This is a genomic window from Novipirellula aureliae, assembly GCF_007860185.1.
GTDB lineage: Bacteria > Planctomycetota > Planctomycetia > Pirellulales > Pirellulaceae > Novipirellula_A > Novipirellula_A aureliae.
In genome coordinates, this window is the sequence record NZ_SJPY01000002.1 from 456,949 (window position 1) to 481,253 (window position 24,305).

10 protein-coding genes are annotated in these 24,305 nt (G+C 53.9%); all 10 read right to left on the reverse strand.

Annotated elements, in window-relative coordinates; translation table 11 throughout:
* Positions 1-193: 193 nt before the first annotated feature.
* Positions 194-1,159 carry a ParB/RepB/Spo0J family partition protein gene (locus Q31b_RS07565; RefSeq protein ID WP_231617377.1) on the reverse strand — a complete coding sequence of 322 codons (966 nt, stop codon included), beginning with the start codon at positions 1,157-1,159 and terminating at the stop codon, positions 194-196.
* A complete protein-coding gene (locus tag Q31b_RS07570; protein WP_231617378.1) occupies positions 1,152-1,877 on the reverse strand; it encodes a ParA family protein in 726 nt (241 codons plus the stop codon). The genes Q31b_RS07565 and Q31b_RS07570 overlap by 8 nt, the downstream gene beginning before the upstream one ends.
* 349 nt (positions 1,878-2,226) lie before the next feature.
* Positions 2,227-3,207, reverse strand: a complete 981-nt coding sequence (locus tag Q31b_RS07575; RefSeq protein ID WP_146599075.1) for a TIGR03009 domain-containing protein — start codon at positions 3,205-3,207, stop codon at positions 2,227-2,229.
* 705 nt (positions 3,208-3,912) lie between these two features.
* On the reverse strand, positions 3,913-7,890 hold the full coding sequence (locus Q31b_RS07580; protein ID WP_146599076.1) for an AAA family ATPase: 3,978 nt from the start codon (positions 7,888-7,890) through the stop codon (positions 3,913-3,915).
* Between the two features lie 15 nt (positions 7,891-7,905).
* Entirely contained in the window at positions 7,906-9,144 is a 1,239-nt protein-coding gene (locus Q31b_RS07585; RefSeq protein WP_146599077.1) for a metallophosphoesterase family protein, read from the reverse strand.
* 710 nt (positions 9,145-9,854) lie between these two features.
* Positions 9,855-13,355, reverse strand: coding sequence for an efflux RND transporter permease subunit (locus Q31b_RS07590; RefSeq protein WP_146599078.1), 3,501 nt, complete (start codon positions 13,353-13,355; stop codon positions 9,855-9,857).
* 134 nt (positions 13,356-13,489) lie between these two features.
* On the reverse strand, positions 13,490-14,755 hold the full coding sequence (locus tag Q31b_RS07595; protein ID WP_146599079.1) for an efflux RND transporter periplasmic adaptor subunit: 1,266 nt from the start codon (positions 14,753-14,755) through the stop codon (positions 13,490-13,492).
* Between the two features lie 653 nt (positions 14,756-15,408).
* Positions 15,409-16,725, reverse strand: coding sequence for an SMI1/KNR4 family protein (locus Q31b_RS07600; RefSeq protein WP_146599080.1), 1,317 nt, complete (start codon positions 16,723-16,725; stop codon positions 15,409-15,411).
* Positions 16,726-16,881: 156 nt separating this feature from the next.
* Positions 16,882-18,627 carry a leucine-rich repeat domain-containing protein gene (locus Q31b_RS07605; RefSeq protein WP_146599081.1) on the reverse strand — a complete coding sequence of 582 codons (1,746 nt, stop codon included), beginning with the start codon at positions 18,625-18,627 and terminating at the stop codon, positions 16,882-16,884.
* A 154-nt stretch (positions 18,628-18,781) separates the two neighbouring features.
* Entirely contained in the window at positions 18,782-23,911 is a 5,130-nt protein-coding gene (locus Q31b_RS07610; protein WP_146599082.1) for an Ig-like domain-containing protein, read from the reverse strand.
* Positions 23,912-24,305 lie beyond the last annotated feature (394 nt).

The following is a 24,305-nucleotide window of genomic DNA, read 5'->3' on the forward strand; positions in this document are numbered from 1 at the left end:
CCCCCTATCGCCTCTCTCGGGGGACCGGTGGATCATGTTCGCACCGCTCGTAGGTCATCAGCGGCGGGGCCAGCTAAATGTTGCTAGCACATCCGTGCTAGCAATCCGAAGGCTGCTGTGGCCCCATGAATCAGTGGGCCCATGAATCAGTGGCCCATGAATCAGTGGCCCCATGAATCAGTGGCCCCATGAATCAACCCGCAACCCTCAACTTCGGCCGACCTGCCTCGGAAAGGATTTCTCGCAGTCGTTCGAACTCGTCAGGATCGGTAAAGTGGATAGTGATTTTCCCGCGTCCTCGAGCCGAACTTTTGATCTCGACTTTGGTACCCAGAATCATCCGCATCTCCTGCTGCATCGATTCGACTTGTGGTGAGACGGACCGCCGTTTTTGCCGCGTCGCGTTGACAACTTTTTTTCCCGTCTCCTCGTCCTCTTCGGCCTTCAATAGTTGAGCCACATGTGCTTCGGTCGCTCGAACGCTCCAGGAATCCTCTTTGATTTTATCAGCGGTTCGCAGCTGGATTTCCTCGTCACCGATCGGTAGCAGAGCTCGAGCGTGCCCGGCGGTCAGCTCACCGGCTTGGAGCGAATCCAGAATCGTGTCGGGCAGTTCCAGCAATCGCATCAGGTTGGCGATCGTGCTGCGATCGATTCCAAGCCGTCGAGCCAGGTCATCTTGCTTGCACTGGTGCTCGTCAATGTAGCGTTTGAACGATAGCGCTTTTTCGATCGGATTAAGATCTTTGCGTTGTAGGTTTTCAATGATCGCAAGCTCGGCGACCAAGCGGTCGTCCGCTTCACGGACCTCCGCCCGGATCGTCGGAAGTCCCGCATGGATCGTTGCTCGCAAACGCCGCTCGCCGCTAATGAGTTGGTATTTCCCATCGACGACACGCACCAGAATGGGCTGTAGTTGCTGGTGGCTTTTCAGGCTCTCGGCGAGCGATGCGATCTCATCGGGATTGAATTCGCGTCGAGGTTGAAAGGGGTTGTTTTGAACCTCTTCAACAGGAAGCTCCAAAGCCTGGATTTTGGCGGTGGTGGGATCGCTGGTCTGTTCACGTATGATGTCATCGTTTTCGTCGAGTGGCGTTCCTAGCAGAGCGGCCAGCCCTTTTCCTAAACGTCGATCCTTATTGTTTGTTGCACTAGTCACGCTCGAGCACCTCCATGCACAATTGAGTATAAGCGAACGCGCCACGGGATCGCGGTGCGTACTGGAACACGGTTTGGCCATGACTCGGAGCTTCGCATAGCGAAACGTCCCGAGGCACGACACTGTCAAAAACGATATCGCCAAAGAAGTCACGGACTTCCTCGTCGACTTCACGGGTCAATTCTAAGTAGGGATCATACATTGTCAGTAGGATTCCCCCAAAGGTCAGTCTGCCGTCGGTGGCGACAATTACCTTTTTTATTATTTGAATGAGTTGAGTCAGTCCCTCCATCGCGAAGTACTCGCATTGGATCGGCATTAGCACCTCCGTGCTGGCGGACAAAGCTGTTTGAGTCAGCGGTCCAACGCTTGGCGGGCAATCAATCAGGATGTATTCGAACTTGTCGATGATCGAATCAAGGTGCTTGCGGACTTGGCCGGTCTCGCTTTCGCCAGCTGCCGCCAAACGATCAACGTCCTGCAGCGTCCGACTGCCGCGGATCATCGAGAGGTTTTCAACCTTGGTTTCAAGAATTTTCTCTTCGATCGACTCCAAACTAATCATGGCATGTCCGTCACTCGGGTCAAATCCGAGTGATCCGGTGGCATTGCATTGGGGGTCCATGTCAAGCAGCAGAGAACGTTTGCCTGAAATCGCTAGCGCAGCGGAAAGGTTGACGGCAGTGGTCGTTTTACCCACGCCTCCTTTCTGATTCACAACGCAAAGAATTCTACCCACCGGTCTATTCCTAAAAGCAGGCCACCTGAAGAATCTGGCCTAGGTGGTTGAGTCATACGAAAAATGACCGTGGTGAAACAAGACTGGTTTCACAAGAAACTGGGGTTGACACCAGAGAATCGCAGGCTGTCATCCCGTCGCGGTGGCGACGATGACGAGGCTGGGTTTGGGGTGCTCAAAAACTGCGGTGTCTACAGAATTTGGTTTACGCAGTTTTTATTCCAGATATTCTTCTCTATGCTAACGGCGTTGGCAGAGAGAACATAAACGATGCAAGGTACGGTTTTCGTACCCGCGACTTTTGAGCACCCCGGCTCAACCGGTACGCCTATCGCCGTTCGCTTTGCGAAATGCCTTGTGCACTTTGTGGCGGTGGATCGACGACGGGGCTGAACTTCTCGCGGTGAACCGTCCAATCGGATGGTGGCCGGTCACTTATGAAATTCTGCATGAAGTTAGAGATCGCATTGCCCATTCCATTGCGCTTCATGTCCACAAATTCGTATTGGTCCCATTTCGCTGCATTGACCGGGTGGAAGTTGGGCGCATACATAATTAGCGCTTTTGGCAAAAACGATTCCTTGTCAAGCGCGATTTGCACCATCTTATACTGAGCACGATCCTCTTGACGCTTTGGCCAAGCTTCAATTAGGACGAGGCTTTCCATGGGAGCGGCAACTTGTCGAACCCAGTATCGCTTCTGGATCTCAACCGCATCTAGGTTGAACACGAACGGTAACGGACTGTTGAAGATATGCTGCCCCTGCATCTCAGGTGGAAGGTCCTGAATCTTACATTGCTTCTCACTGCGATCAAACTCAATAAGCTGTTTACCATTGCAAACCCAATGCTCACCATACATTCCCTCTTGAGGCTCAAACTTCGGTTTGCCCGCTTCCATGCCTCGGTAATAGACCAGAGAATCAACCCGAAAAAGGCCCTTATCGGGCGAAGCATATTTTATCACGCCATCCGCTCGAGTCGCATGAACTCCAGCAGGAGCCGCTTGGTTGTCGAAATGCCAGCGTTGAAACTTGCTGTCTAGCGTTGTTGTGGCCCGGCTCTGTTGTTGCCAAGCTAACAAGAGTTGATTGAGTTGGTTTTGCTGGGCAGCCGTTAATGGTGCAAACGGCGGTTGTGGCTCCTGCTGCGGCGTCCCGGTAGATGTCTGCTGGGATGCGATTCTGGCATTGGGCGCAGCCGGTTGTTGGGCCGCGTTGGCTTGACGAGCATAAGACGGCACCGTCGCTCCACCATTTTGCTGGGCGGATAGTTCGCCCGTCAGCAGCAACACAGAAGTGGAAAGCATAAAGGTGGAAAGATACGTTAAGGTCCAGGGGAATCGGATCATCCGTGACGCCTGCATAAAACGGGATCGGAAATGCGTTTTAGCCATGTCCGTATAGCCAAACTCGCCCCGATACTAGCAGCATTCATTGGCAGAGCGGAAGAGAGATTTCGTAGAAAAGTGGGTGGGCTGTACACGGAGTCGACGGCCAACAGATCCATTCCCATCAAGTGATGCAATTGCGTCGACTTCACGTCTTAACAAACGAAGTTCGGGCATCCTTGCACGCTGCTTCGAACGCGATGCGTCACTGGAAGCCCTCTCCTCGGCCCACTCAACAAAGGCCCACTCTCCCACCCTCCCTGGCTACGAGGTCGTGCCGCTTTTCAGTGCAACATGGCTAACAACATACAACCTCTCTCAAGCGAAGCTTGGGGGGAGGTCGAACGGGCGTAAGCCTCGTTCGGGAGCGGGGGCTTACGCGATCTGCTTCGTGCAAGTGCCGTACCGGCCCCCTCCCTCGCGAACGCCTTAAGGGCGTCACTTGACCTCCTACGCAGGGAGGAGAAAGAACGATTCCGGCTAAACGGAAGATTGAACTTAGCTGGCATGGGGTCGGCGGGGGCAGTCCCCGCATCCACGGCGTCCCCATCATCGGATCGGTCCTGCCTGCTTGCCGGGTCTGCGCCGCTTCCGCGACTCGGCCCAGCCTACAGTCCTACCGAATCAATCTTGATTGGCTCGCCACCAAGGACCAGCTTTGTCATAAACCTCATCGTCATCTGAATGCTTGTCGGTATTTGGATCGGACGCTACCGTCCATTCGCGGCGTGCAATCGCAGCCATGGTTTCTTCTTTGGCTACCCCGTGCTGCTCCGCGTCACGTTCAAACCAAGCCCAACCGATCGACGGTTCAGGCTCGTCTTCGTAAACCTCTTCCTCTTCAACGTAAGTGACCTTTGGCCGTGGCAAGCGGATCGAAACCGGTCTGGGATCTGGCCGCGTTGGTTCGGGCTCGGTGGGTTCGGGCTCGGTCGGATCCGGCTCAATCGCTTCGGGCTCGGGCGCTTCGGGCTCGGGCGCTTCGGGCTCGGGCGCTTCGGGCTCGGGCGCTTCGGGTTTTGGCTGCAGTGCTTCCGCCTCGATCACGATCACCTTCGGTTCAGGCCGTTTCAGTTGTTTTTCAACATAGACGATCTTTGGCTTTGGCTTCGCTTTTGGCTCTTCCAACATCGGTTCTGGCTCTGGCGTTGGTTCTGGCTCTTCAGCCTCGGCTTCCGTTACCGGCTCATCTTCGACTTCTTCCTCTTCGTAGGCATCCTCTTCCTCATACGCTTCTTCAACAATCTCCTCGGGCTGCAGAATCTCGGCACGGCCGGGATGTCCTTGTGGTGGCATCAAACGCACCTCGACATCGATTTCATGGAAGATTTCGACGATGTGTTCGTGACAGGTAAACATCAGCACTTGATGCCCGAGCTCGGCAAATGTTTTGAGCGTTCGGGCCGCAGCAATTGCACGGTCGCCATCAAAGTTGACAAGCACATCGTCGAGAACGAGAGGCAGCATGACTCCGCGTCGAGCATAGGCGGCAGCCAAGGAAAGGCGTAGGGCGATAAAGACCGCTTCACGGGTCCCTCGACTCAGCACTTCGATCGGCAGTGATTTATCGTTCGCATCATCTATCTTTAACTGATTGGTACCAAGCGGAGTCCAAATGCGGTTGTACTTCCCATCGGTCAACTGAGTCAAAAATGACGATGCTTCGCGAAGTGTCTCCGGTTGCCGCTCTCGTTCGAACGTACCACAAACATCTTCCAACAACGAACTCGCCATCGACAAGGTTTGCCAACGGCGAACCGCCGCCGCGATTTTTCGTTCGACGCATCCCAATTCAAGTTGAGCCGATGTTAAACGGCTATCCTCGCCAAGCTGCTTCATCTCTTGCGCGATCTCACCTTGCTGAATACGCAACTGGGCGACCCGTGCTTCGGTTTCGGTCATGCGTGTCGTCAACGCATCCCAGCGTTTTTCGATATCGCTCATCTTAGCGCCCTCGATCTCACGAGCGACCGCATCGTAATCGACGTGAGTCCCGATGATCGACCGAACCTGCTTCTCCAACTCCCCGTGCTCCTTACGCATGTCGACCAAACTCGCTTTGCTATCAACTAAAGCATAGAACTGTTCAGGCGTTGCGACACCGCACTTAGCCCACAGAGCGCGGCGTTGCGTTTCGCCTCGTTGGATAGCACGAAAATAGGAGCTTTGCTGTTTTTTCAACTTCTGATCTTGTTCTTTTAATTCGCGGCGTCGTTTGATCCAATGCTGTTGCCGTGACAATTCTTCGTGCAAATGGTTCAACTGATCGAGCGGGTTGGATCGGGCATGCACACGACGAGTGGCCCCATCCTTTTCACGGCCATCGCGACGCTCATCTCGGCGACGGTCGACTTGGTGCGGCTCATCACGGCGCGGCTCATTTCGGCGTTGGTGTTTCGCCCGATTGTCGATCGAATCGTCATGATCGCCTCGCGAACCGCTCAACGAACTTGCTTGTTCCTGTGACAAATCGAGAGCTTCGAAGTAGAGTGATTCGATTCGGCGTGCGATCGTTTGCCGCTCTCGTCTGCGTTGGTCCTTCTCTTGTTGCAACTCATCGAGCCGACGGCGGCTCTGTTGCAACATTTCATAGCCATCCCCGAGTTTACGGACGCTCGACGGAGACATCGACTCACTTAGGCCCAAACGTTCCAGCGTTTCCGCCCATTCATGGCGAGCATCCTTGAGTCCTTCGGCCGCTTTCGTAGCACGCATGCGGGAAGACTTGTAAGACTGCATCGCCGCTTCATGATTGTGGTAGGTTGGCAGCGACGATTCGAGTTCAGCAAGCAATTGCTCACTTTCGCGGATGCGTAGCTCCAATGATTCACTGCTGGTCGGAAGCGACGAATCGACGTCACTTCGTTCCGCCTCAAGCTCACGGATCTGTTTTCGAAGCGTATCAATCTGCCTTTCGCAGTCGTCCAAGTCACGCGACGTTGACCGCATTCCATTTTCGCGACCGAAGTAGTACGTCAACATACTCATCAATCCGACCATCAAGCATAACATACCCCAAGTCGGATCCGGATCGGCTGTGAACCAATCGAGTTGCAGCAGATTCGTGACGCCATAAACGAGCGCAATGCCACCAAATATAAAGGGGACAGACAACAAAATTAAGCGGTCGATAGGAAGCGCTTCATCGGTCGTCAAGTTGACCGATTCCTTTTCCAGGTCACGGTAGTGACGTTTTAGTTTCTCTAAGTGCTCACCGAGTTGGATACGGTTTCGAAGCGCCGAAATCAGATCGGTTTGCTCGCGAATCGCTTGCTGTAAATTTGTCGCATGCGCCCGCGATAAGACGTCCTGAAGTTGGACAGCCAGTTTTTCTGCTTTCGCCTTATGCTCCGCGGCTTCACCGCGAGCTTGATTGAGCTGAAAGACTTCTTCCTTCACTCGTTTGGCGGGAACCGAAAGCGCTGCGAGTGTTTGCCGCGACATGTCGGGAAGTTTGGACATATCTCCTTCGAGGATAGCGGCCCGGTCCGACTCGTCCATCCCCAAGCGATCTGCATCCGCTTCAAGCGTTTTCCGAGCCTTCTCGATCTGTCCATCGAGCCGTTCCATTTGTTCTTCGAGCGCTTCGATCCAAGTCGCTTGTTCGGAGGCTGCTTCGATCCGGCCTTGTAGATCAAACAGCCGCTTGCTAACAGGAGATTGCTCGGCTTTGACGCGGATTTCGCGGCGTTTGGCTTTGACCTCTTCGATCTTTGCCTTGCTATCTTCGACCATCGCCTCGATTTGCACCAATTGACCAGGCGCTTCGTCGGGGAGTTGCGACAGCTTCTCGGTTTCGGCAATCTGCTTGGCCAGATCATCGCGTTGTTTCCAAGTGTCAAAAACACTTGTCGCAATCTCGACACATCGTGATTCTCGCTCCCAAACGCCCATTCGCTCGGTGGATTGTTCGATCTCCTGCTGCTGAGCACGGCGGAGGCTCGCCAGCTCACTCCAACGGCGTCCATGGCGAGTTAGCTGTTCGACTTCGTCTCGCAACTTTTCTCGTTTTCGGATCATGCCAGCGATCTTAGACGTTTCTTCGGTATCAGCCGTTTTCTCGTTTCCGATCATCGACTTACGACCATCGCGTAAACTTCGCAAAACATCGACGAGCGAAACTCGGTCGAGTCCGCTCGAGAGTTTGTACAGTTCGTCGGCCGCCGATGTGTCATCGAGAGTGCTCAATTCCTGCAATTCTCGAATGCCGATCGCGAACACGTTCGTAAAGATCGGTTCGTCGATTTGACCAAGCAGACTCGTCAATCGATGCTGACCCTGCGCCAATCCATCTTGGCCGGTAACCGTCAATTGGCCCGTCACGCCCGAATCGGTCAATTGGCTAGTACGACGAATTTGGTAGCCGCCGCCTGGACCGGTGACGCGAATTGCTCCGCCTGGGGTTCCGCCGTAAACGGGCGGCAGATAGCGTTCGCGCCGATCGGATGTAAATCCGTAAAGCTGGGCACGCAAAAATTGCATCAGCGTCGTTTTCCCTGCCTCGTTCGGCCCGTAGAATAACGTCATTCCATCGGAAAGTGAGTCGACCGAAAGGCCGGTCCAGACACCGAAACCGTCGATTTGTATGTCTTTGATTCTCATGATAAATCCATTTTCCTAAGACACGAGATTCGGTTTGCCGCCACGCAGTAGCTCGACGCCAAGCAAAGTGGCTTGGTCGAGTAATTCTTCGCGTGCGGATGGCGAGACGTCGGTAAGAAGTGCCGCCGTCGTACGGTTAATCATTTCATGCTCTTCGCTAAACGGCAACAGATCTAAATCGCGACCATCCGCCTTACCATGCTTCTCGGCTGCACGCAAAAAATCGCCTAAGATCGTGTCTTCATCGTTCCATGATTTGGGGTACTGCTTGGGCGGTCGAACGACTAGCGAGGCCGTCCATGCTGCAGGAGTCCCAGCACCAAAATCACGGCGCAGACTGTTCAGTAACTCTTCGGTGTCACCAATCGCTTGTAGGTTATCACCGCTGGAGATCGAAATGTCCCAGCCGATCAAAAGGTGGCGGCCACCATTTTCGTGTTGGAGTCGAGAAATCCGTTCGCCGAGCAGATTGCGGACGCTGCCAACTGCGGCAATTTCCGTTGCATCGATCTCTTCGTAGCAGTATCGAAATGCATCACATTCGACCGCACGAACACGGGTCGTTTGCTCTGCATCGACATCGACGACTGAATAGCCATGTGGCCCGGGCTCGGACAACGATCGCCCCTGGGGTGAACCACAATAAACCGCAGCCCCTTCGCCGCCGCCATCGAGCTGCACGCGGTTGTGTCTGCCACCAAGTGCCCAGTAATCAAAACGTCCTTCGGCAAGCGCATCCGCATCGGAAGCACCATAGCCAATCGCCACGGTGTACTCATCGGTCGGTTCGACTCGATAGCTCGGAACGTGCAGCGTCGAGCGACCTTCGCTACTGCGACCGACAACCATGCAAATCGTCCGCCCCGCACGCTCCACCGGCACTGCAATCGCACGGTTTTTGGGGAACAGCGTCACATTGGGGGGGAGGGGAGCCGCCTCAGGCCACCTTTGCGGGTCGTCCGCGACTCCGGCAGCCCAGAAAACGGGCGTTTTCTTCGCATTGAGCTTCTCAAAGTAGTCGAGTAACAACGACATACCGTGAGGTCCCGCCGAGGCTGGGCTCAAAAGATCACCGCTAAGGACCAAAAAATCAATATTGTCAACCAACGCAGCTTCGAAAACGGCCGTCGCCGCCCGACGCGGCGCATCAGCCATCGACTCACGAAGTGCGCTCGGAATCGAATCAAGATCCCCGAGTGGTGCTTCAAGGTGAAAATCACTGGCATGAATAAATCGAAACGATTCGCCTGGCATGGGTTCCCTCCTGTGCGGGCCTTGCCGCTCGCAAAAACGGCACTTTCGTTGTGAAAACTCCTACGTGAGCCTTCTGGTGCAGACCGTTCGTGATGCCACAACACCGACTCGATCACCTCTTGTGAACGGACTCGGTTGCGATCCTGGGCATTGCCGCTCGGCTACACAAGCTTGGCAGTTTAACGAAAGTTGCGAAAAAGTACCAAGTCGTATTTGGCAAGTTTCACGAAAAGATTTGCAATTGCTTTGCTAGCAAATGGAGAGAAGCTTCGTTTTCCAGCAATAAGGCAGCAAACATGTACCAAACGGAACTTATGGAACTTATACGGGATGCGTCGTCAGGGTATCCCACTGGGTTGCTAGCCCGGATTTTTCATGGGCTTGCAAATTGTTTTGCTAACGTCTACGCCTTAAAGCGTTTACGTTCATTGCTCGAAAAACAGTCTGCTATCGCCAAAACGGCTAATGAATCATCCGGGCTAGCCTTTTCTTCTTTCGTCACCGACGCGTGCATGGAGGACCACGGCGTTCTCGAAGCGAGTGAATAACGGCAACAAGCGGCTTGAAACGTTGGTCCAGCAATGTCGTCTCACCACCATCGACGGGGTGAACATCGCGATCGACCGCATTACATTTCCGTTGATCCAACGATAATTTGATACCGCTAGTGCTTTCCCAATGGGTTCGCTCTTCGGGTTGATTCGCGTGTACTAGCGGTTAGCGATTTTCCTACCAAGCCCTTCTTTGATATCCATAAAAATGCGGAATAGCGTGGGGACAAACACCAACGTGAAGAAGGTCGATACGACCAGACCGCCCAACAGGACGCTCCCCAAACCTCGGTACAGTTCGCTACCGGATCCAGGAAACAACACGAGCGGAAGCAAACCCAACACGGTGGTAGCGGTTGTCATCAAAATCGGGCGCACTCGCGTTCTAACGCTTTCCAGAATAGCGTCTTTTGACTGGTAGTGCCCTTCGTTCATAAGGTTGAGCGCTTGATGGACAATCAGAATCGCGTTGTTGACCACGGTTCCAATCAGGATAACAAAGCCTAACATCGTCAACACATCAAGTGGTTGAGGAAGCATGCCTTGCCATTTCAAGTACACGCCCAGTAGCCGTAAGCCTAGAATTCCTCCGACGGCACCGAGCGGGACACTCAGGATGATGACCAACGGATAGATCCAACTTTCAAACAAAGCCGCCATCAACAGGTACGTAATCAATAGTGCCAACAGCACATTCCAGCGCAGCGCCAACCAGGTATCGCGTAGTTTATCGGCGGTCCCTGAAAGTTGGATCTGATAACCTCCCGCCAATTGGCCAGATTCACGAATCGGTTTCACGATTTGATCTTCGATCCGCCCGAGTGCGTCTTCCAGAGCCATTTCGGGTGGCGGAGAAACCTCAATCGTGATTGCCCGCTGGCGTTCACGATGGTTGATCTGTTCGGGGCCACTCGATGGTTCGATTTCGGCAAGCGATTCAAGCGGAACGAGTTGGCCGCCTGGAGTGGCGATTGGAAGCGATTTGAGAGCTTGCGACGAATTCGCTTGCGAGGTTGTGCCGATGATCGTCAGGTCGATTTTGTCACCACCGATGTAATAGTCCGCTGCAAACGCTCCGTCGACCAACGCGTTGACCGCATAGCCAAGACCTGTCGCGTTGACTCCCATCTGTTCGGTTTGCATTAGCCTCGGGCGCACATGGACTTCGGGGTTCGACAAATCCAAACTGGGAACGGGACGTGCTTGTGCGTTCGGCACGACCGGTTCACCTCGGGCACCAACGACTTGTCCTAAGACTTGGCCGCCGAGTGCGACGAGTTTTTCCAAATTGGGGCCAGTGATTTCGACATCGATCGTTCGTCCGCCCGTCAGTCCCTGCTCGAACAAACTCGACTGCTTTGCGATCACGAACGCACCTGGCAACTTGGGTGCAACACTTTGAATCAGAGGCACGAGTTCGCCGCTGCGTTGCGGATCGACCGAGCGAACACCGACGAACACTTGACGCCCTCGGGCCACGTAAAAGAAGTCATAGATCGCGGGGTATTCCAATTCGGCCTGGTCTGGATCGTCAAGGTTGATGTCCCAGTATGGCTTCAAGTGGTCTTCGACGATCTCACCGAGTCGGGTCAATTCATCCAAGTTGTAGCCTGGCGGAGGCAGGATAATGCCAAAGACGAGGTTTCGGTTTCCCGAAGGGAGGTATTCGACTTTTGGCCAAAGCAGATAACTTACCGTCGCGGTCAATGCGAGCAGCAAAACGACAAACGACAAACGCCTCAGCAAGCTAGCTTGGATAAAGCGGTTGGTCCCGACGGTCGCCGAAACAAACAGTGAAGAAACCCAGACCAACGGTGCAACCATTCGGTGCGTGAATCGTACATGGGCACCAGAAAACCTGCTCGGCTTTTTCGGTTTACCCTTCTCGGCACCCGTTTCTGAACGTTGTTTCAAGAGCCGCGCGGTAGCGGTCGGGATCAGCGTAATACTAACGATCAAAGACAAGCCGACCGCAGCACTAATCGCCAAGGCGATATCACGAAAGAGTTGGCCTGCTTCCTCTTCAACAAACAAGACAGGCAAAAACACCGCGAGCGTTGTTAACGTGGAAGCCAAAACGGCCCCCCATACTTCTTTCGTGCCACGAATCGCTGCTTCAAACGGACCATCGCCGTCTTGATAGTGTCGAAAGATATTTTCCAGCACCACGACAGCGTTGTCGACCAACATACCAACCGCGAACGCCATCCCGGCCAAACTGATCACATTCAGGGAGCGTCCCCACAAATTGAGCATTAAGAACGTACCGATGATACTGATCGGAATCGCCAGCCCCACGACCAACGCACCTCGAGCGAACCAGAACCCAGCGACCAAAATCAGCGTCAGCGTCAGCGCCGCGAACCAAGGGTTTAAAGTTAACGCAGCAATCGTTGCCGCAGCGATCACCGGCACAAAAATCAACGTACGAACTTGCAAATGCAGAAACAGCATTAGCACCAACATCGTCAGCGTACCACCGACCACAATGTTCTGGTTCACCAGTTGGACCGAGGATTCGATATACTCGGTTTCGTCATAGACCTGCAGCAATTGCAAACCTCGTTCCGGCAACAAGTCGCTGTTGAGTTCGTCCACACACTGCTTGATGCCTTCCATCACATCTAGCACGTTCGCCCCCGTTTCCCGAAGGGCATTGATCGCGATCGAGGACTCGCCAAACCGGCGGACCAAGCCATCCGGCTTCTTGTATCCGAGTCGCACTTCAGCCACATCGCTGATAAAGACCGGCATTCCATCACGGACCGCTAAGACCTGCTCCTCGACCTGCTCGGGGCTCCGAAATTGATTAAGGGTCCGCACAACGTAACGGCGTTTTCCTTCCCAATAATCACCTGCCGATGTGTCTTGGTTCTGATTTCTTAGAACTCGGCGAACATCATCAATCGTCAAACTGCGGGCGGCAAGTTTTTGAGGATCGATAATGACTTGCATCTCATCGATCAATCCGCCGAGTACGTTTGCATTGGAAACCCCGTTTACTCGTTCCAGTCGCGCTTCGATAAAATCCTCTGCAAACCGCCGCATCTTCGGAACGTCTAAATCGGGCGGAAGCAGCGGGGCAACTTCAGGATGCTCTTTCGCTGCAGCTCGAAGGCGAAGTAACCGCACGCCCGCATTGCTCGCACTGAGAATCGGGGCGAGGATCTGCTGGGTCTCGGGATGCTCCTTTGCAAACGCTTGGATCTCTTCGAGCGTTGCGTGCTTAGAGCTAAGGATCAACCAAGCGATTGGACGGTCGGAAGAATTGCTGGTGGAAATCACCGGCTCGTCGGACTCTTCGGGGTACTCCGAAACCTGCTGCAAGCGGCTGTTTACCTTCAAAAGGGCTTCTTCCATGTTGGTCCCGACGAGGAATTCCATGGCGATCGTACCGCTACTGTCCATCGACTCACTGGTCATCTTTGTGACCCCTTCGACGCTTTTGAGCTGTTCCTCCTGCTCTTGTATGATCTCGCGTTCGACCTCCTGCGGGCTCGCTCCAGGCCAACTGGTGGTAATCGTCAATGTTGGAATTTGCACCTCTGGCGTCAACTGCATCGGCATTCGGAAAAGGGCAATCGATCCGAACAAAATCAGCAGCAGCGCCCCGACGGCGACTTTCACAGGGTTACGGACGCAAGCTTCGATGGGGTGCATAGATGAATGAAGGTTTGGTGCGGTTCGGCGTAGGCTGGGTCACCCAACGGGAGACCCGGCAAGAAACGATAATGACGGTCGGATAAAGACCAGCTGCGGATGCCGGGTCTGCCGTTGGTCGACCCAGCCTAACTCTACGGCATTTCCGGTTGGATTTCATTGATGATGACGTCTTGGCCGGGACGAAGCCGCTCGTTGCCTCGCGTGATCACCAAATCACCTTCCTGTAGTTGCTTTGGCCCAAGCGTCGTGACCGCAACCCATTGACCACTCGATGGCCCCATTTGAACTGGAACCATCGCCGCCTTGTTTTCGACAACGACATAGACAATCGGATTCTCGCCACCAAACTGTAGCGCATCTTTGGGTACCAACAAACGCGGCTGAAGTGATCCAGCGGGTAAACTGACTCGCGCTAACATGCCAGGAAGCAAAGCATGCCGACCGTTCGTTTTTGGATTGGGAACCCGGACGCGGACCGGGAACGTTCTCGCTCGATTGTCCGCCAGCGGCACGATTCGCTCAATCGTACCTTCGAAAACCTGATCGGGTAACGCTTCGACAACGACGTTCACGCTGCCACCAAGTTTCACAAAACGAATACCTGTTTCAGGAACGTAAACCTCGATTTCCACCGGATCGATCTCGACCACTTCGGCCACCGGGTCCCCCTGTTTCACCCAAGCTCCCGTTTCAGTCAGCTCGGCCGAAACGAATCCTGCAAATGGAGCTCGAATCGTGTATTTGTTCTTGCGATCATTCAAGCCTGCAAGAACTTGTTTTTGAACCTCGACACGAGCGGCCGCTTGATCGATCGTCTCTTGACGCGGTCCTTCTTTGACAAGTCGCAGAGAACTTTCTGCCTCCGCAACTCTCGCGACACCGACCAACGATTCGGCACGGGCCGCTTCGTATTCATCTTGCGACATCCCCGTTGCCTCTCGGTACAGACGCTGAGCCCGCTGAAGTTTCGCTTTCGCGTACTCGTTGTTCGCCTTCGCGACATCGGCGAGCGCTTCGGCAAGAGCGATCTCATCGGCTCGAGATCCGTTCTTGAGCTCTTGAAGTTCCGCTTCTCGAAGTTGCACCTCCGCCTCGGCAGCGGCAATTTCAATCTCGATCGTTTTGGTACGGAGTTGAGCAAGCGGCTGAGATTTTTCTACTGCCTCGCCACCCTTGACGAGGTATTCCAACACTCGACCGTCGACCGCACTACCGATCGTCACATGCCGCCACGGTTTGACGTTTGCCACAAAAGCACGATGGGCCGACAAATCCCGTTTAGAGACCGGTGCAACCACCACATTGGCTGGTCCACCTTGGCCCATACTGGCGTTTGGTAAAGCAACCGATGCGAGCAGGAGAGCGAGCAGGAGAGCGAGAAGTCGTGTTCTTAACATAAAGCAGTATGGTTGAGCGGGAAGGGTGCCAGCGCACCTCGATGTGAGTTCTATAAAGATGTGAGTTCAGCAAAGATGTTCGTTCAGCAAACCCCCGAATCGAGGCAAACATCCAGAGTTTAACTGGAAAAGAAGAGTAAACTAGGAGGCGAAAATGACTTTGCCCCAGAATTCCGTGGGCGGAGCCCCCCTCTCTAGGGGAAAGCCGCTGCATGGGCTGGATTGCCGTTATCGGCGTGAATAGAAGCCCAGCCTCGGGGAGATTCGAATTCGCATCTGAACATTGCGGCCGATATCGCGGCCGATATTGCGGCCGATATTGCGGCCCGATGGAGGAGCGATTCAAGGGTTTCAATACGAGTCTTGGAGAGACTCGGCTACGAAAAAAGCGGCCGTGGGTTACCCGAGGATATCTCACGACCGCTTATTATTTAACCCGCGAGAGAAAACACTTGCCCAGAATCTCGACAACAAACCCACATAAGTTGTTTTGACTGACAAGGTGCCGCTCGTTTACTAGCGTCGGGTCGTCCACTTGGTTGACCCTTGCCGGCACTATTAGGAATCGACCGGATTGGGTAAATACTTAGGGTCGTTCCGATTCTTTGTAGAGGAAACATTGCGGGAGGCTTAAACGGTAACGATTATGCCGATTAAACCCCATATCGCCTATTTAGGCATTGACGATGAGCGGCAGCCAGCCGCGAACGTCCGACCTGGCCTGCGTCCGCGGCCACCGCCTCGATTTTCTCTAAAATCGGCCCGTAATCCGCAATCTGTTCCGCCCCTAAGTCCCAGCCTGCTCGCATCAAACTGTCCAACGTTGCCTTCAAGTTGCCGTGATGTTGGTAGTCATCGGCAACCCTCATCCAATACTCGCAAACCTTACGAAGCGGCAGTGGTTCTTCGGCAGAACGACTTTCTTGAAGCAATTGAAAGTAATCGTTGTTTGCGATAACGGTTCGGTCGATTTCATGGAGACGAGCGATCGAGAACTTTGCCGCTGTACTTTGCGTGAAGTGCATATGCAAGCGAACCGATTGATCGGTAAACGTTGACTGCATCGCACCTTGCCCATAAGCTGCAACCGCTTGACTTCGTTTTCCAAGCCGTTCGTTGTAATAGCCAATCAAATCCCACGGCCACGACAAATCAGGCGCCAGTGATTGACATGCCCGAGCGTGCATCGCAGCGGTATCCCAATCTTGGTCACGACAATCGTCATCGAGCTTTCGATGATTCAGCTTACCTTCAATTTGTTGCCATGCCGACTCAGGCATTTGGTCCGCATCGAAAATCCAATTGACAACCTGGTTCCAATCCAGTTCCAGTGATTCGGCGACAAGTTCGGAAACATGGCTCGACCAATCTTGGAACAATGCCGCTTGGATCAATTCGAACCTTACCGCAACTTCAGCGATCGAATGGCGGAGGAGTCGGTCAGCAACGGCAGCGGGCGTGACGCTTTGATCCAACAGATCAGCGATTTCACTGGGGTATTTCGCAAATGCCCAACGGACAATCGCATCGTTCTTGGGCGATGATTGCCGCTCGAAGTTCTCAGCCGGCAGGGCAGCGGCACGCCGTGGACCGGGTAATTGGTCGACCAGCGTTTCAAACACGATCGCTTCACTAAGCCGATTGCCCCAAGGAATCCAATCGCCGCCGCCGTGAAACCAATGCACAATTTGGCTGGCTTTGTTCTCGCAATCAATTCGTACGCCAAGCCAATTCCCCATCGAATCACCTAGTATCGGCAACAGATTCGCTGGCATCAGCCCTGGCCAAATCACGTCGGGAGCATCTGACAAAAGTGTTTCAGGATGTACCGATTCGCAGTACTCGCCGCTCCCGCAACCCTTCCAAATTTCAGCATCAAACCAATCCGCCAAATCATCGGAAAGGACGCACGAATACCTCTCGGCAATCTGAGCGGACCATTGATGCGGCGAGCGTTTTGGAGCAGACAAGGCAAGCTGGGAAGTGGGAGAGGCTGGATGATTTGGGCTTAGATTAATAAATTCTTGCTCGATCCCACAAGAGGAACTGACACCCCCAGCCAAAAACCCAAAAACCCGAAAACGCCAAAAACCCGAAAACGCCCAAAACCCGGAAAGGGGAAACGATTAGCGAAGCTCTAAAGGATTCAGTTTTACATCGGGACGCGATTGCCGAAATCGCTCGATTCGGTCGCTCGATAAGCTGGTACGCTGGACATCGAGCGACTTTAGGCGAGGTAACCGCTCGACCACATCAAGCACCGAGTCGGTGACATTCGTTCCGGTCAACCACAATGTTTCGAGTGAATGCATGTTCGACAGCGGTACGTCGATTTGGCTATCCACTCTAGTGAAACTCAAATCAAGTTCTTCCAAATTCCCTGCCTTTAACAACCAACGAGCCAAATCGCGATCGATCGCGGTTGCTTCAAGATTGAGTTGCCGCAGCGAACTCGGGTCGGGCACCAGACGTGCTACCGCTTCGGTCGTTATAGGCAATCTCGACAAATCCAACCACTCGAGTGACTTTTGTTCGGGGATCGCACGTAAACCTGCGTCGGTGACTTCACCGTGGGCCAAACAGAGACGTTGCAATTGCCGACGAGCAGGATTCGCCATTAGATCCTGATCCGAAACCGTTAAAAAAGCCTGCAATTCCGACATCGATGGCTCGGGCAAATGATCGCTGCGACCAGCATCGCTGTGCATTTTCATGTCGACATCATAAAGTTCCGCCAAACGTTCGTAGAGCCAGCATCGATTTGCATCGAGTTCACCATCGAGTAGATAATGGGTGTAGTTGATGCTATGAGCGTACCAACGTGCGATATCGTGACGTTGTTGGACAGCAATTCGGCCTTGCGACTCCAACTCCGACAGCGGCAAGAAATCTCCGCCAACGAGAATCCGATATCTCGAATACGCCATCCGGGAGGCATCCCAACCGCCCAATGTCGCGTTCCGGCCTTCACAGACCATTGACTCGAAGTAGCCCGCAATTCCCTCGACCAACCAGAACCGAGATGCGTCCCCTGGCATACCGGCATTGCCTGATCGCCCTGAACGCGTTTTTGCTCGGGTCGCTTCGCGAAACAATTGGTGCGTCAATTCATGTCGACGTGTTGCCACCATTTCACCCAAATTGGAATTGGCCGGCTCGTTACCACCAGCGAACAAAAAGGTGGTCCGGCTTGCGTCGCTATAAAAACCGGTCGATCGTTCGACGCCTGGTACATGGCCCGCCAACGCAGCGACATATTGACCGGCATCGCGGAATAGAACCACATTCATTTTCTGCCGAGTCGACAATCGATTGGGATGTTTTTCCAAAAAATCGGCAGCCGATTGGTTAGGCTTCCAATCTCGCAGCGAAATTGCGACTTGAGCGCTACCGTCCCAAAGTGGAAAAAATACTTGAGTCCAAATCCAATAACACCGCTCGAGGTCTTCAGCCACCTCGGTTGTCGCCAGCTTGCTCGCTTGACTATGGATCACAAAATGCGGCGAATCAAAGCGTTGATACGTGCCCCGCTTCCACCCCAGGATGCGGGGTGCCGCGCGGCCAGGCGCCGATTTGATCTCTATCTCACCGTCAAGTGGAAGTGAAAAGTAACGACGAATCGATGGGGTGTCCGGATGCTCTGCATGAGAGTGCCAAAGCCGTAAATAAGCGTTCCACGCGGTTCGAGTGTCCGCATCAAAGCAGGAATCGCCGAAACGGTCCTCAATGCGTGATGGCGGAAAGAGCTCATCCGACACATCGCTAGCCTTACCCGATCGGACGATCGCATAGGTGGATCGGTCGGCTGCATCGCAAACGAAAAGAGGACTCACGATCGCCGGGAAAGCAATGAATGCTACAAGAAAACGCATTTTAATCTTTCTCGTTTAACCGCGGGCTCCGCGTCGATTGGTCGTCTCTCCGAGACCGACGCTGCGACGAACTTCGTGGTATTTGCGAGTCTCTGAGTGGCATGCCTACGTGAAAGCCACCCGCTTGGTGTCGATTCGATTCGGCGACTTGCGTCTAGCCCCAATTCTTCGAAACATCATCCGCCAGCAAACTGAGCAGGGCATCATCCGCATCCGCATTCGCTTCCGTTTCTGCATTCGCTGAACCAACAACCTGCGAACGAGCCACTTGGCCATCCGAGGCCGGCACACCGCTTGTGTTACCGTTCGACGTGGTGGTCGGAGCGGCCAATTCTGCAAACACATCATCGAATGCGTTCTCTTCGGCTTGGTCATCACTCGAACCAGCGATCAATGCTGGAATTTGCACAGCGACTTGCTCTCCGCTCACCGCCTCCGATTGGCCACTCGCTCGCTCGGTCAACAAATTGATAACTTGAAGAGCATCCATCGGCGTGATTTTGCGGTCACCGTTAACATCGACATAGTAGCGACTTGCCAACGTCGATCCGCTGAGTTGTTCGCCCTCCGCCACGTCACCGCCGTCCAAATCACTCATCGTATTGAGAATGATCAACGCATCGATCGGGCTGATTTTCCCATCATTGTTGACATCCCAACGCAAGCTAGGATTCTGTAGCGGTGCTTCACCTTGGGCACCATTGCTAGGCGTGAAGCTCAGCGATTCATAGCGAATCAGCGAATAATCGACTGGCTCACTCTGCTGGAACAAAAGCGTATCTTGGAATGGACGCGAATCCGCAGGCGAACTCTGGATCTCAATTGGCCCCTCGGCGACAACGTCAAAGAAGATCGTTGCCAGCGTTGCTGGGTTCAATCCATTGAACGGTGTGCTGGCATTCGAGTTATTCGAGATCGTTCCGAATTCGTCGATGATACCGAGTCGATTCGCCGTTCCGACCGCGGCATCGCGGTTGTACTCGGCTCCGATCGTCACATCAAAATCGAAGTCATCAAACGCCACCGTATCGGCGGGGCGAATGGTAGCGGAGGAATAGAGCAAATCGGTGAAACCGCCGTAGACGAACGTGCTTTGACCGGTTGCTCGCAGGTCTTCCAAGTCGATTTGGACACCGAACCGGTCCCCAACCGCCAATTGGCTCGGCTGGATCGGATTGCCGCCTGCATTGACCAACGACAAGCCGATTCGAACCTCGTCATCGGCATCCGCGTCACCGTAGGCCAGCGTAACATTCGCAGTCGTGGCAATACCATCCGACGTGACGACAAGATAGCTGAACGAGTCGTAACCGCCAGCAGACGAATTGGTGTTTGGACGATAGACGAAATAGTCATCGTTCAAGTTGTCTGGGGTACCGTTATTGGCGACCGTCAGCGTACCGTTTCGAGGCTCTGTCGATTGGCTAAATTCCTGGATCTCACCACCAGGAAGGACGTCATTGTCGAGCACTCTCAATATGGCAGACGAAGTAGGCTGGATCGGTTGATTATCCGAATCAAGTCCATCCATAAAGGCATCATCAATCGCCGTCGTGAACACTCCACCCGCTGGGCTTGGCAAAATTCGGAACTGTGCCGAGTCGAGCCCGATCTGGTTCACCAACAACTCGTTTTCGTCGTCCTTGATCAGTAGCGTTTCGCTTTGAGGATCTTCGGCTGGGTCCGTGGAGAATACTGCGATACCATCAGCGAGGGCCTCGAACGTGATCGTAAACAACTCTTCACTGCCAGCAAACGGAACCGGTGTGAAACTTGACTGAGTCGCCCCGATTTCGTCGATCAGTCCTGGTGTTTGCGAAACCCCTTGGTTGAACCCGCCGCCAGCGAACAATTGTCCAAAGGTTATCTCGAACGGATACCCGTTGTTGGTCGTCGCAGGAATCGTCGTGACCAATTCATAATCATAAAGCAAATCGATGAACGCCGACGCAACACCTTGAGGATTGTTCACGTCGACCAAACTGATGTCATCAACGGATACGCGAACGGCAAAACGATTCAAGCTGGCATCATTCGGGTTGTATTCCAGGTTCGTAATCGGCAAACCGTTTAGCGGGTCAATGAAGTCGATCGTATACTGGATCAAGTTATCTGCATACGAACCTGGGTTTGTGTTTATCGTCACGGTCGCCGTGTCGGGATTACCCGCCGCATCTTGGATGCTATAGGTGAACTGCTCGGTGCCCGTAAAGCCGCTTCGAGGTGTGTAGAGCAGCGATTGACCGCCACCGCCAATCGTCACGGTACCACCGGCGGATCCAGGAGTGGCACTAATAATAAAATTGCCACCGGCTAAACTTGGAACGTCGTTGCCTAGAACAAACAACGATTGTCGACCGGAGCCGTCGTTGATCAAGTAATTGTCGTCGACAGCTGTCGGTGAATCCGATTGGAAGGTCACCAAGACCTCAACGGAAGCCGAACTACGATTACCGAACGCATCCTCCACCGTGTAGCCAAACACATCGCGGCCAACAAAATTGTTTAACGGCGTGTAGAAGATACTGCGGGCGCCGTCGACGCCTGAACCTGAAATACGTACCGAACCGCGAGTTCCATTGGTGTTGAGCGAGACGATGCTAAGTGGATTCTCGGCCGTTTCAAAGTCATTCACCAGAGGGAACAATTGATTGGCTTGGCTGTTGCGTGAAACGCTTTCTTGATCGTTATTGGCAACTTTCGCTTCCGGCAAAATCGAGATCACATAATCTTCCACTTCGCCTGTATCGACAAAACCACCAGCCCCAAGCCCCGATGTTTGGCTGAGCCGGAAGCGAGCGTACGTTTGACCGACGACGGCACCGACGGGCACATCGACGTTGATCGTCACCGGTTCGTTGGTCAAGCCCGAGCTAATGACTTGCTCGGTTAAACGCTCGGTCGAATCGAAGACACCGTTTCCATTGAAGTCGACGAAGGTTTGCAGGTAAGCAGGCGAGCCGGTCGTATTGGTCACGGTCGCTTCAAATTGCCCACTGGAACCGGGGCCGAATGGCGAGACTTGGCGAACACCGTCTTCGTCGTTCACGGTGCCGTTTAAATCATCACCATCGGCATTGACCGACGGCAGTCCATCGATTTCACGGTCGGGAAGGCTGCCTAAACTAAGCCCTGTCGTAATCCCGTGACTCGGGCCGCCGGACGCTTCCGTTGTTAGGTAGGTGTCGGGAGCATCGCCGTAATCTTGGCTTGGCAGGTTACCGAAATCATAATTGTCGGTGAGTGCTAACCCACTAAAGACGACCGTATGCTCGTTCCCAGCGGCTTCACCGGGGAAGGTTTGGATAAATCCAGGCTGAACGACTTCGCGAATCGTGTACGTTCCCGGCCCAGGGAAATTTAGGGAGTAGGCTCCGTTGGCGTTGGTCGTTGCGCTGGGCTCACCCAGGTCAGGGCGGTTGTCACCATCAAGGTCCAAGTAGACGTAAACGCCGCCAATTCCAGGTTCGCCCGTATCACGAACTCCGTCACCATCGGCATCGACAAACTTCGTACCGGTAATGTCGGCTTGGACTTTATTGAATCCGAACGACAAACCGCTGCCTTGACCATTGACGGTTAGCGACGTGGCCGTGGTGGCGACATATTGCGTTGGCGTGATCGCGCGGACAACGACCGTACCCGAGGCGGCGGCCAAACTGAAACTACCGCTTGAACTGGAAACCGTTCGCGTTTCGTTTTGATCGAGCAAACCGTTGTTGTTTGCATCCACATAAACGGTCACACCCGCCAATCCCGAATCGTTAATATCGCGTCCATCGCGGTTGGCGTCGCTGAAGACCTTGCCCGAAATCGCCGTGCCGCCGCTGGTTCCCGTTGACAAAACGAAGGGAAGCTGTTCTTGGATTCGTGAATAACCAAGCAAACCTTCCTCTTCATCGCGTGAGAAGCGGTCGTTTAGGAACTGTGGCTCCACATCGTCGACCGTTCCAAAGATGAGGTCATCACCAAGACCGAGCACGTATGCATCGCTGCCTTCTTCTCCCTCTTCGTCGGCCAACGTATCGACAAAGTTCGTCCCATCGGTCACTCGCATCCCAAACATGTGGGCCGCCTGCTGAGCTGCAACAGACGAGATCGCTCTAGCGACTACGTCGAGAGTGCTTGATGTTGGAGCGACTTCCGCGCCCTCGGCTAAGCCGGCAATCCCCTCGGTTTGCACAATCGCGACTTCGCTAAGATCAAAGTTCCCAATGTCGCCCGAAATCGCTAGTCCCAGCGCGGCGAAACCGTAATCCGCTTCCGTCCCGCCCACAATGATGCGGCTGACGAGCGGATGATTGCTGCCTGGATCCGGATGATCTTCACTATTGAGAATCGTTATCCCGTAATCACCAGGATTCCCGGTCGTCGCGTAATCGCCGTTGGTGCCGTTGGTGGCAACGCTACGGAAGATTTCTTCGAACTGCGCGATCACGGTTCGCACAAGCTCCTGGTACGCCGCATCATCATCGACCTCGACCCCAAAATCGATCAGCGATTCTTGCAACGTCGGAATGATCACCCGACCACCGATCGGTACCCCCGCGCCACCTAGCTCGATATTAAAGGTGTCAGGCCGAAAGGATCCACCATCAAAATCGAGGTAAATTGCTTGATTCGCGCCAACCGGCAACTGTTCAGTCGCGGGACGATAAGTCCGCAAACCAACCGTATAGGCCTGCTCATTATTGGTTGCGACAACCTCCATGTAATAGCGTCCCGTTTCGGGGACCACTTGAGCAAAGACGGCATTCCCGATCGTTTGCAGAGGTGAATCGAGCGGGTAACTAATCTGGAGATCATCGACGCCATACCAGACCTGGCCCGTTTCGTAAAACATCGTATACGACGCGGCGGCACCGTGAGTGGCGATATCCAAGATATCCCCCGCCTGCAAGTCAAACGCGTACACATCCGCATCCGCTGGGAACCCCACGCCGCCCGGAGCGATCGTTCCAAAACTGAGCGAACCGCTTAAGTCAATCGTAGCACTTTGCCCCGCCTGATTGCCCAGCCGTACGAATTGAGCACTGAGAAAATCGTCGTTCATCCCCATCGCAGTCGCCGTTTCCTGCTCCTGGACGTTTGTCGCCTGGACCGTTCCAACGTCCCGCGGACCGTCATAGCTGGGAACCTGGCTCAACGACAGGGATGGCAGGTCACCCGCTAGCAATTGTCGTTGCTCCAGCCCCTCCATCATCAGTCGTCGGTTTCGCTTGACGCGAGATTGACGCTTACGAGCGGAATTAGATGAACGAGTCGGTTCACTTCGTCTGATCATCGAGTGTCTCTTACCATACGGCTGCCTGAGGGGACTTTGATTTCCAATACCTTGATTGTCATCAAAACCACACCAGGGCGTCAATTGAATGACGCGGATAGGGATTAAAAATACGTCAAATGTGTTTCGCTGGGCCTTCGCATTACCTTTGCGGTGCCTTCGCAGTGAACCCACCGACTTGCTTTTGGCAATTACCTAGTGCCTCCATCGACCTAAAGGCTTAGGAGGCATTTGCCAATCAGTCCGCGCTTGACCATTCCGTAGCAAAGGAAAAATAGGAAAATTGCAACGAATAGGAAAAGTACAGGGGCCTGCTGCGAGGTCTGATTCTAGTTCCCGACATAGTCGTGTCAACGAAAGGCTTTCATTGAGACGCCAACTTATTCGGGAAGTT

What these genes read in the sequence shown, in the direction of transcription:
- Q31b_RS07575 (WP_146599075.1), bottom strand. Translation starts at nt 3,207, where the DNA reads ATGCTTTCCACTTCTGTGTTGCTGCTGACGGGCGAACTATCCGCCCAG.
- Q31b_RS07585 (WP_146599077.1), bottom strand. Translation starts at nt 9,144, where the DNA reads ATGCCAGGCGAATCGTTTCGATTTATTCATGCCAGTGATTTTCACCTT.
- Q31b_RS07590 (WP_146599078.1), bottom strand. Translation starts at nt 13,355, where the DNA reads ATGCACCCCATCGAAGCTTGCGTCCGTAACCCTGTGAAAGTCGCCGTC.
- Q31b_RS07580 (WP_146599076.1), bottom strand. Translation starts at nt 7,890, where the DNA reads ATGAGAATCAAAGACATACAAATCGACGGTTTCGGTGTCTGGACCGGC.
- Q31b_RS07605 (WP_146599081.1), bottom strand. Translation starts at nt 18,627, where the DNA reads ATGCGTTTTCTTGTAGCATTCATTGCTTTCCCGGCGATCGTGAGTCCT.
- Q31b_RS07595 (WP_146599079.1), bottom strand. Translation starts at nt 14,755, where the DNA reads ATGTTAAGAACACGACTTCTCGCTCTCCTGCTCGCTCTCCTGCTCGCA.
- Q31b_RS07610 (WP_146599082.1), bottom strand. Translation starts at nt 23,911, where the DNA reads ATGATCAGACGAAGTGAACCGACTCGTTCATCTAATTCCGCTCGTAAG.